Here is a 9474-nt window from a genome sequence, read left to right as displayed (position 1 = left end):
GCGTGCCACAGCCTCCCTCGTCCCCCGCCGGGGGAGAGGGCAGGGTGAGGGGGAACCTGGTGCAGCCGCCCGTCAGGCCGGAACCAGGACGAAGCCTTCCATATGCTCGGAGGGGGGCTGCGCCCCCCTTCCGAACCTCCCCCCGACGTTGCGCGGGCGAAGCCCGCGCTCGGAGCGCTTCGGGCGTGTGCCGGTGGACGACTCGAGCGTTCGAGCGGAGTGTTTCAGCATCCCGCTAGAGGTTCACCGGGAGATAGGAAGTGAGCGTGGTCCAGGGGAACCGCCCTCGCCGCACCCGAACGGCGACAGCGCGCCGGCCGACCCCGGGAATGACTTCGACCCGGACCTCAACCCGGTAAGGGACTCCACCCCGCTCCACGCTCTCGATCCAGGGCGTCCGCGCGTAGGAGGCGAGCCGCTCGGGTGGCACGGCGCGGACCCGGTTCACCACCTCCTCGGACAACCGCTCCATGTCGGCCCGATTCCTTGACACGAAGGAAAGGAGGTGGCTCAGCATCCACGCCTGCCCCTACCGGAGCCGGAGCTTGAGGAGGCGCCGGGCATTGCCTTCGTAGATCTTGGCCTTCTCCTCAGGCGTCGCCCGCATCCGTTCCATCGCCTCGATGGTCCAGCGGATGAAGCCCGGTCCGCGCTCCGGGTCGAACGGCATGTCGGTGCCGAAGAGGATCCGGTCCGCTCCAAAGAAGGCCAGCCCGCACTCCATCGCGTGCCAGGCGCCGAAGAGGGCGGTGTCGCCGTAGAACATGCGGAAGTAGTCGAGGGGACGCCGTTTCAATCGGCCGCGCGCGGCCGCGTCGTCAGGGTCGTCCGTCCGCGTGCCGAGCTGGTCCAGCCCGTGTCCGGCCCGGCCTTCGAAGTAGGGGAGCATCGCGCCCATGTGGTGAGTGATGATCATGAGGTTGGGCCACCGGTCGAAGAGGCCGGCGAAGACGAGCCGTCCCATGGCGATCGTCGTCTCGTACGGCCAGCCGAAGGCCCACCAGAGGTCGTACCTGGAGCGCTTCTCGGTCGGGTAGTCGGCGAACGTCGCCGGGCGGGCGGGGTGGAGCCAAATCGGGAGCGCGAGGGTCGCCATCAGCTCGAAGATGGGCAGGAAGTCAGGCGCGTCGAGCGGCCGTCCGTTGACGTTGGAGAAGATCTGGACGCCGGTGGCCGCGAGCTGGCCGATCGCCCGGTCGATCTCCCTGAGCGAGGCGTCGGGGTTGTTCATCGGCAGCGAGGCGACAAAGCCCGGGAAGCGGTCCGGGTACTTGGCGACGATCTCGGCCATGCCGTCGTTGGCCAGCTGGGCCAGGTCGGGCGTGAGGTCGGGGCCGCCCACGGCCTCGAGGGGCGGCGAGGCCAGCGTGAGCACCTGCACGTACCCCTCGTGCCGATCCATGATCCTCAGGCGCTCGTCGAGGTCCACCAGCACCGGGATGCCGCGCACGCGCTTCTGCATGTACATGCCCGGCGGAGCGACTTCGACCATGCGCTCGTAGAACCGCCGCGGGAAGATGTGGGGGAAGATGTCGATCTTCATGGCCGTCCGATTATCTCATAGCTCGCGGCGCACGGGCATCGCGGGCTGCGGGAGCCGGGGCCGTCCCCGCCCATTCCACGAGTACCAGCAGGCCGCCGAGCGCCAGGCCCGCGAAGTTGGCGATGAGCCAGGCCCCGCTCGCCGGCGGGGGGATCAGGAGGAGCCCCGCCAGGCTGGTCCAGGCCCGCTTGCCCCAGCCGAGAGGACGGAACAGGTAGCCCGCACAGCCCACCCCCAGGAGGACCACCCCGATCACTGCCGTCCCAACTGCGAGGGTGATCTCCGTCGCCGATCCCGTCAGCAGGAGGGCCGGGTGGTAGGCGAAGACGAAGGGGACGACGTACGCGACGATGCCGAGCCGCATCCCGGCCCAGCCGGTCTTCATGAAGTCCGCGCGGCCGATGGAGGCAGCCGCATAGGTCGCGAGGCACACGGGCGGCGTGATCATCGAGAGCATGCCGAAGTAGAAGAGGAAGAGGTGGGCCCCCAGCGCCGAGATCCCGAGCTGAACCAGCGCCGGCCCGACCAGGACGGCCAGCATGATGTAGACGATCGCGGTCGGCATCCCCATCCCGAGGATGATGCAGACCGCGGCGGTCAGGATCAGGAGGGCGAGGGCGTTGCCCCCGGCCACGTTGACGAGGACCAGCGAGAACTTGAAGCCGAGGCCCGAGAGCTGGAGGACACCGATGACGAAGCCGGCGACCGCCGTGATCACCACGATGTCCAGCAGGACGCGCGCGGTCTCCTCGATCGCGGTGAGTAGCTTCCGCGCCGTCAGCCCGTCCTCGCGCTGGAGCGCCCCCACGAGGAGCGTCGCGATGACAGCGGCCATCCCCGCCTTTCCCGCTTGCCAGGTCGCGATCATCAGGGTATAGATCAGCACCCCGAGCGGGACCAGGAAGCTCCAGCCGCGGCGCATGACCTCGCGGAGGCGCGGGAGCTCCGCTGCGGGCAGGCCGACCAGCCCGTGCTTGGCCGCCTCCAGGTCGACCTGGACGAAGAGCGCCAGGTAGTAAAGGAGCGCCGGCACGACCGCGGCCAGGGCCACCTGGGAGTATGGAATTGCCAGGAACTCGGCGATGAGGAAGGCGGCGACGCCCATCACCGGAGGCATGATCTGACCGCCTGTGGAGGCGACCGCCTCGATGGCCGCCGCCATGTGGGGCGCGTAGCCGGTGCGCTTCATCATCGGGATCGTGATGGCGCCGTCCACGACGACGTTGGACACCGCACTCCCCGAGACCGTTCCGAAGAGGCTGGAGGCGGCGACGGAGACCTTGGCCGGTCCACCGCGGTAGCGGCCCATGGCGACCAGTGCGAGGTCGGTCAGGAACTTGTCCCCGCCCGCGGCGTAGAGGACCTGGCCGAAGAAGATGAACGCCACGACGATGCTCGCCGTCACCGCCAGCGGCAGCCCGAGGAGGCCGTTGGTGTCGAGATAGAGGTAGACCGCGATCCGCTCCCAGCTCGAGCCCCTGGCGTAGAGGAGGCCGGGGAAGAGATAGGCGAACTTCGCGTAGAGGATGAACAGGGCGCCGAGGCCCACCATGACCCATCCGACGAGCCGTCGTGTCGCCTCCAGGACGAGCACGATCGCGAGGCCACCCAAGAGCACCTTGTCCCACGTCACGACGCCGAGCTGGTAGGCAATGGTGGGGTAGCGGGCGACGACGTAGAGGCCGGCGGCGAGACCGCCGAGGGAGAGGCACCAGTCGTACCCCGGCACCCGATGACCGGGCGCCCGCGCGCGCTCCTTGACGCTCAGGAAGACGATGGCGAGGGCCAGGGCCAGGAAGAGGCCGAGGTACTGCTCCTTGAAGAATGTCCAGGGGAACGCGTGGTGGATCTCGAGCGCCCAGCTCGCGCCGAGGAGCGTCAACGCCACGAGGAGCGTACGCTCCAGCAGCCTGGCGGGGCCGGACAGCTCGCGGAACTTGGAGGATCCCTCAACCGTGCTCACCGGATCACGCGATCGGCGCACAAGAGGTAGGGCTGAGGGATCGTGAGCGCGAGCGCCCTGTGGCCCACCTCATACGCCAAGAGCGCGGCGCACTTCTCGGTCGATGGCGTCGAGGTCGGGTCTCGGCATGGAGCCTAGTTTCCGAGCGATCATGGTCCGCCTGATGGTTCGGAGGACCCCGGTGACCAGGGAAGGGAAGAGCAATCCGGCCCCCTTCCAGTCGGCGATCAGATGATCGCCGAAGAGACGGCGCCCGACGTTGCTGGTGACGGCCGCCACAATCACTTCCTGTCTCGTCCGGTTATAGGTTGGGGAGCTGATGACGACGGCCGGACGAAGCTTCTTCCCGGATTCGTCCGAGAACACGAAGCCGACCAAGACAATGTCGCCCCGACTATAGGCGGTCATACTCTGCGTCTTTGCGGTTGTCCCAAAGCTCCGCGAGCACCGGATCCGCCTTCGCGGTTAGGGCTAACACCCCTTCGCCATCATCGCCGAGATCCTCCCGAAGCCGCTCGTCGATCGCTTCCAAGACGTACTGCCGCACCGTGACGTCACGTTTCGCCGCTGCCAGGCGAAGACGACGACGGACCTCGGGCAGCACGTCAATGCTGATCCGTGGCCGTTTCGCCGATGACTCCATTGGCCGTGCCATACGCTTCACCTCCATTCACAGAGAATGATACAGAGAATGGCACAAAGACTCCATGGTGTCAATGACACCGTGGCTCGCGCGCCGAGATTTGTGTCGCTTCGCGGTCGCGCCTCAGTAGCCCTTCTGTTTGTCGATGAGGGCCAGGAGCGGCCGTCTGCTACGGAGGCGCCTCAGGTTCTCGCAGAACGTGGCGATCGCGCGGTCGGCGCGCCGCGGCGAGCCACCGGCCGTGTGGGGGGTCACGATGACCCGCGGGTGGCTCAGGAGCGGGTGGCCGGTCGGGAGGGGCTCGGGATCGGTCACGTCCAGCCCGGCGCCCCAGATGGACCCTTCGTCGAGGGCAGCGACCAGATCGTCGGTGTGGACGATGGCCCCGCGTGTCACGTTGATCAGAATCGAGGTCGGGCGCATCTGGCGGAAGCGATCGCGCGTGAAGAAGTGGTGGGTCGCCTTCGTCAGGGGCAGGCCGATGACGACGACGTCGGATTGACCGAGCAGCTCGGGCAGGCGATCCGGCTTCCAGATCGCTTCGACGCCGGGCTCGGGCGGCACGTCCTCGATGTCGACCGCCAGCACGCGCATCCGAAAGCCCAGCGCGCGGCGCGCCACCTCACGGCCGGTTCCCCCGAAGCCCACGATTCCCAGCGTCAGCTCGAGGAGCTCGCGCTGTTCGCGCCGGATCGGCTCGCGGAGCCGGTAGTCCAGATCGCGTAGGGCCGTGTGGATGCCCCGCGTCAGGCCGAGGAGAAGGGCGAAGGCGTGCTCGGCCAGGTGGATGCCGACCTCTCCCTTCTCGCTCGCCAGCACGACCTCGCTGTTGATCAGCTCGGGTGACAGGATGGCGTCCACGCCGGCGCCGAGCGCGTGGTAGTACCGGAGCCGGCGCTGGTGGACGAAGACGTCGTTGGGGACCCGGCCGAAGAGCACCTCGGCATCGGCGATCTCCGCGCGCTGTCGCATCGGGTCCTTCGCCTCGACCAGCGTGACGCCCAGACCGGCGGCCTCCAGGATGTGCGCGCGTTCCTCGGCGGTGAGGGAGGGGACGATGAGGTGGGGCGCGTAGAGAATCTTCACACGGTCTCCAGCAGCACGGCGCGTGATCTGTCGCGACCGACTCGGTCAGCCGACATCACTGGGACTCCACGTCGAAACCCGTGGCTTCGAGGCCCCAGCGCGTCACCTCGGCCACGAGGTCATTGGTGCGCCGCAGGCGGTCGATGAACTCCTGGACCATAGCGGTGAAGAAGGCAACCGCACCGCGGGGGTTCGTGTCGATGAGATGCTCGAGGGCGTTTCGATCGAGGGCGAACAGGATGGCGTCGGATTCCGCCCGGACCGTCGCTGAGCGCGGCAACCGACCGAAGAGGCTCATCTCGCCGAAGAAATCACCCGGCTCCATGCGCGCGAGCACGTTCTCGACGCTTCCCGTCACGGCCTTCGAGATGACGATTGTGCCGCGACGCACCAGGAACATCTCCTCCCCCGGCTCGCCCTCGAGAAATAGGGCCTGCCCCCGCTTTAGCGTGCGCTCGCGGAGGCGGCCCGCGAGCCCCGTCAGCTCGGAGCGCGTGAACTCCTCGAAGAGGGCGACGCCGGCGAGGAAAGAGGCCGCGTCCGATCCCGCACGCGGCGCTGCCTCGCCGAGGTCTTTTCGCGGGGAGCGCGGGCGGCTGGCGACCGCGAAGCCGACCGACGTGAGGTCGGCTTCGACCGGGCGGGACCGGCGGTCGGCCCGTCGACGTTCGAACTTCGGAGCGCGCGCGTCCTGTCGACGGTCGCGCCGGCGCCGATCCAGGATGACCGCGACGTCCTCGACGGCCGCGAGCTGTTGCCTCAGCGCCGCGTAGACTTCCGGCCGGTTCCGGTCCACGATGAACTGGTGCGGTGTCATTTCTCCCCCTCAGGTTCCCCGGCAGCTCACTGGATCACGTGGTCCGCCCGGAGGAGGACGGACTGCGGGATCGCGAGGTCAAGGGCTCTGGCAGTCTTCAGGTTGACGACGAACTCGAAACGCGTGGGCTGCTCGACGGGGAGGTCGGCGGGCCTGGCGCCCTTCAGGATCTTATCGACGTAGACGGGCGCGCGCCGGATCATCGCAATGAGGCTGGGCCCGTAGGACATCAAGGCCCCGTCGTCCACAAACTCTCTTACCTCGTATATCGCGGGCAGGCGGTGCTTCGCCGCGAGCGCCACGATGCGTTTTCGGTTGCGAAAGGTGAGGGGGTCGGTGAGAACAATAAACCCATCAGCCCGTTCATTGACCATTGCCGAAAACGCGGGCTCGATCTGTTCGGGCGTCCGCACCTCCAACGACTGAAGCTTGATGCCCAGCGTCGGCGCCGCGCTCTGCATCTCTCTGAAGCCGAGGACTCCCCCGGAACTGGCCGGATTCCAGAGGACGGCCAGGCGTGAGGCTCTGGGAACGGCTTCCTTGAGCAATCCCAGTTGCTTGGCGTTTAACTCTGGAAGAAGCGAGGAGAACCCGGTGATGTTCCCACCGGGTCGGGCGAGGCTCGAGACAAATCCGTCTCTCACGGGATCGCCGGCGGACACCATGACGATCGGGATCGTGCTGGTCGCTCGCTTGGCGGCGTGGACCCCTCGATCCCCAACCACGACGATGACGTCGACGCTGAGAGCGACCAGCTGGGCTGCAAGATCCGGGAGCTGTTCGGGCTTCCCCTCGGCGAACCGGTAGTCGATGGCGATGTTCTGGCCCTCGACGTACCCGAGCTCCCGCATCGCTTGCCGGCCCGCCTCGACATACGGGCCCGCGAAAGAAGCGGGAACAGCTGCGAGGACACCTATCCGGGGAACCTTCCTGGAGGGCTGGGCGTCGGCAGACAGCGGCGTCCACAGGATCCAGAGAGCAAAGCTCACGATCAGGATCAGGGTTCCCCGCTTCACGTTCGGCTCCTTGTTTTCGACGATTGAACGTTCACTGGATGAGCTGATCCGCGCGAAGGAGGATCGACTGGGGGATGGTGAGGCCGAGGGCCCTGGCGGTCTTGAGGTTGATGACCAGCTCGAAGCGCGTGGGTTGCTCCACGGGGAGGTCGGCCGGCTTGGTGCCTTTGAGGATCCTATCCACGTAGTAGGCGGCGCGTCGCCACTGGCCAGGAATGCTCGCCCCATAGGACATGAGAGCCCCAGCGTCCACATACTCCTTAATCGGAGCTAACGTCGGCAGCCGCCTCTTGACCGCGAAGTCGGCGATACGTCGTGCGTGACTGAGGAGGAAGGCGTCCCAAATCGGGATGAGCGCGCCGGGATTCTCCTTGATAATCTCGGCGAATGCGCGCTCGAAGTCGCTCGCATCTCGCACCTCCAAGGGTTGTAGTCTGACACCGGCCGCCGGAGCCACGGCCTTCATTTCCCTCAAGGCGAGCGCATTGCCCGGATTGGTCGGATTCCAGAGAACAGCTACGCGGGAGATCCTGGGAAACGTCTCCTTGAGCAGCTCTAGCCGCTTCCCCCATAACTCTGTGCCAAGGGCCGCCACCCCCGTGACGTTTCCACCCGGCCGCGCGAGGCTGGCCACGAGCCCGATCTCAACCGGGTCGAGCCCCACCCCTACCATGACGATGGGGATCGTGCTGGTCGCTTGCTTGGCAGCCCGGGTCGCCGGCGTGCCGTTCGACACGATGACGTCAACCTTGAGACGGACGAGCTCGGCCGCAAGCTCGGCGAGCCGTTCTACTCGCCCCTCCGCATATCGGTACTCAAAGGCGATGTTCTGGCCCTCGATGTAGCCGAACTCGCGGAGACCTTCACGGAATGCCTCGATCAAACCGGACTCAAGGCCGTGCCCAAGATGACCTAGCCGGGCAACTTTCGCGGGCGCCTGCGCGTCGGCTGCGAGTGGCGCCAAGAGGAGACCGAGGGCGAGGGTGGCGATGAGTCCGACCCTTCTGAGCCTCATACTCGGCTCCTCGTTTCGGCGCCCTGAGGCGCGACGTTCAGGGTAGGACGGCCTTCCGCGTCACTACGGATTCAGCGAGAGGAGCTTCTGCTGGACCTGATCCAGCTCGGGTTTCCAGACGCCGAGCTCCTTGTAGAAGCGGATCGCGCCGGGATGGTAAGGGATCGTGATATCGGCGGTCACGGCGCGCTCCCGGGTCCACTCCCTGAAGATCGGATGAAGCGGCGGGAGCTTGTCCACGTTCTCCCAGATCGCCTTCACCGTCGCCTCGACCACCGCGTCGGGAACGTTCTTGCCGGCGGCGAGATAGATGTCGTAGGCGATGAAACAGGTGTCCTCGACGACTGCGGTCGCCTTGCCGGCCTTGATGATCCGGGGATAGTAGCCGGGCACGGCCTTGCGGAGGCGCACCTCGCCTGCCGGCGAGCAGTCGATGGGGATGTGACGGATCCCGACGGCGGCATCCGCCTCCTTGATCTTGGCCGAGTTCACCGCGTGCTCGGTGACGTCGGCCCGCCCCTGGACCAGCGCGTCCACGCCATCGTTGACGGCCGGTACCGGGACCACCTTGACGTCGTCCCACGTCATCCCGGCGCTGGCCAGGTGGCCGAACATGTTGTACCAGACCGCCAGGTGGGCCGGATACTCGCCGGTCAGCCGCTTGCCCTTGACGTCGTAGACGGTCTTGATGGGGGAGTCCTTGCGCACGAGCAAACCAACCAGAAGCGGGGAGCCCCGCATCACCAGCCTGACGTTCGGGCTGTGGGGGAAGGGGTTCCGGCCCCCGATCTTGAAGTTGGGCCCGCGGTACGTGAGGGCCATGTCCACGGCGTTGACGACGCCGAACTCCATCTCGCCGCTGTTGAGGAGCGGGAGGAATGTGCTCGTCCCCGCGTAGGGCTGGAGCGCCATTTGAAACGGAGCTGCCTGGCTGACGGCCTTCGCCAATCCGCCGGCCACCGTGTAGAAGATCGTGCCCGGCGGGTTGGTCCCGAGGGTGACCGATTTGGGCGGCTGCGCTTCGAGGGGGCTTGCGGCAAGGAGAAGCGTGGCGGTGAACGGGACCACCAGCGAGAGCCAGCGCGCGATCATCGGATAGTCCTCCTTATCCGGCCTCGCCTCGTGCCGGGCCTGCCTCGCGGCATGGCCGACGGCCCTCGGCTCGAACATCAGTCTTCCAGGGCCCAGAGCCTGGGCGGCGTTCCCTTGAAGCCGAGCCGTCCCCACTTGGCTGCCACCGCCGCGTACACCGACCGGCGGATCTTGGTCCGCTTCGAGAACTGCTTCAGGTACCGGTGCTCCATGCACGCGTTGATCAGCGCCTTCGAGCCGTAGGGACGCTCCTCGGGCGGGTTCTGGGTCGGGTCGAGCCACGTGGACCAGGTCTGGCG

Annotated in this window: 10 protein-coding genes and 1 pseudogene; all 11 read right to left on the bottom strand. The window is 67.1% G+C overall.

Annotated elements, in window-relative coordinates; all coding sequences use genetic code 11:
* Positions 1–235: 235 nt before the first annotated feature.
* The 11 genes and pseudogenes from HY726_07265 to HY726_07215 all read right to left on the bottom strand — a co-directional run bounded on the left by HY726_07265 (position 236) and on the right by HY726_07215 (position 9474).
* On the bottom strand, positions 236–517 hold the full coding sequence (locus HY726_07265; GenBank protein MBI4608787.1) for a hypothetical protein: 282 nt from the start codon (positions 515–517) through the stop codon (positions 236–238).
* Between the two features lie 12 nt (positions 518–529).
* Positions 530–1543, bottom strand: coding sequence for an amidohydrolase (locus HY726_07260; protein MBI4608786.1), 1014 nt, complete (start codon positions 1541–1543; stop codon positions 530–532).
* A gap of 10 nt (positions 1544–1553) precedes the next feature.
* Positions 1554–3506, bottom strand: a complete 1953-nt coding sequence (locus HY726_07255; GenBank protein ID MBI4608785.1) for a TRAP transporter fused permease subunit — start codon at positions 3504–3506, stop codon at positions 1554–1556.
* Between the two features lie 69 nt (positions 3507–3575).
* Positions 3576–3914, bottom strand: a complete 339-nt coding sequence (locus HY726_07250) for a type II toxin-antitoxin system PemK/MazF family toxin (protein ID MBI4608784.1) — start codon at positions 3912–3914, stop codon at positions 3576–3578.
* Positions 3901–4161, bottom strand: coding sequence for a hypothetical protein (locus HY726_07245; GenBank protein ID MBI4608783.1), 261 nt, complete (start codon positions 4159–4161; stop codon positions 3901–3903). The genes HY726_07250 and HY726_07245 overlap by 14 nt, the downstream gene beginning before the upstream one ends.
* Before the next feature lie 111 nt (positions 4162–4272).
* Entirely contained in the window at positions 4273–5235 is a 963-nt protein-coding gene (locus HY726_07240) for a D-2-hydroxyacid dehydrogenase (GenBank protein ID MBI4608782.1), read from the bottom strand.
* A 55-nt stretch (positions 5236–5290) separates the two neighbouring features.
* Positions 5291–6052: a cyclic nucleotide-binding domain-containing protein gene (locus tag HY726_07235; protein MBI4608781.1), complete on the bottom strand. Its 762-nt coding sequence runs from the start codon at positions 6050–6052 to the stop codon at positions 5291–5293.
* Positions 6053–6078: 26 nt separating this feature from the next.
* Positions 6079–7068: an ABC transporter substrate-binding protein gene (locus tag HY726_07230; GenBank protein MBI4608780.1), complete on the bottom strand. Its 990-nt coding sequence runs from the start codon at positions 7066–7068 to the stop codon at positions 6079–6081.
* Positions 7069–7099: 31 nt separating this feature from the next.
* Positions 7100–8083 carry an ABC transporter substrate-binding protein gene (locus tag HY726_07225; GenBank protein ID MBI4608779.1) on the bottom strand — a complete coding sequence of 328 codons (984 nt, stop codon included), beginning with the start codon at positions 8081–8083 and terminating at the stop codon, positions 7100–7102.
* A 63-nt stretch (positions 8084–8146) separates the two neighbouring features.
* Positions 8147–9175 (bottom strand): TAXI family TRAP transporter solute-binding subunit, encoded by a 1029-nt coding sequence (locus HY726_07220; GenBank protein MBI4608778.1) that lies wholly within the window; start codon positions 9173–9175, stop codon positions 8147–8149.
* Between the two features lie 119 nt (positions 9176–9294).
* Positions 9295–9474: pseudogene (locus HY726_07215) on the bottom strand (UbiD family decarboxylase).

Source organism: Candidatus Rokuibacteriota bacterium (assembly GCA_016209385.1).
Classification (GTDB): Bacteria; Methylomirabilota; Methylomirabilia; order Rokubacteriales; family CSP1-6; genus JACQWB01.
Note: the sequence above shows the minus strand (reverse complement) of the source record. Positions and strands in the feature narration are given on the sequence as shown.

Coding starts and splice junctions, on each gene's coding strand:
- HY726_07265 (MBI4608787.1), bottom strand. CDS start 517: ATGCTGAGCCACCTCCTTTCCTTCGTGTCAAGGAATCGGGCCGACATG.
- HY726_07260 (MBI4608786.1), bottom strand. CDS start 1,543: ATGAAGATCGACATCTTCCCCCACATCTTCCCGCGGCGGTTCTACGAG.
- HY726_07250 (MBI4608784.1), bottom strand. CDS start 3,914: ATGACCGCCTATAGTCGGGGCGACATTGTCTTGGTCGGCTTCGTGTTC.
- HY726_07245 (MBI4608783.1), bottom strand. CDS start 4,161: ATGGCACGGCCAATGGAGTCATCGGCGAAACGGCCACGGATCAGCATT.
- HY726_07235 (MBI4608781.1), bottom strand. CDS start 6,052: ATGACACCGCACCAGTTCATCGTGGACCGGAACCGGCCGGAAGTCTAC.
- HY726_07225 (MBI4608779.1), bottom strand. CDS start 8,083: ATGAGGCTCAGAAGGGTCGGACTCATCGCCACCCTCGCCCTCGGTCTC.
- HY726_07220 (MBI4608778.1), bottom strand. CDS start 9,175: ATGATCGCGCGCTGGCTCTCGCTGGTGGTCCCGTTCACCGCCACGCTT.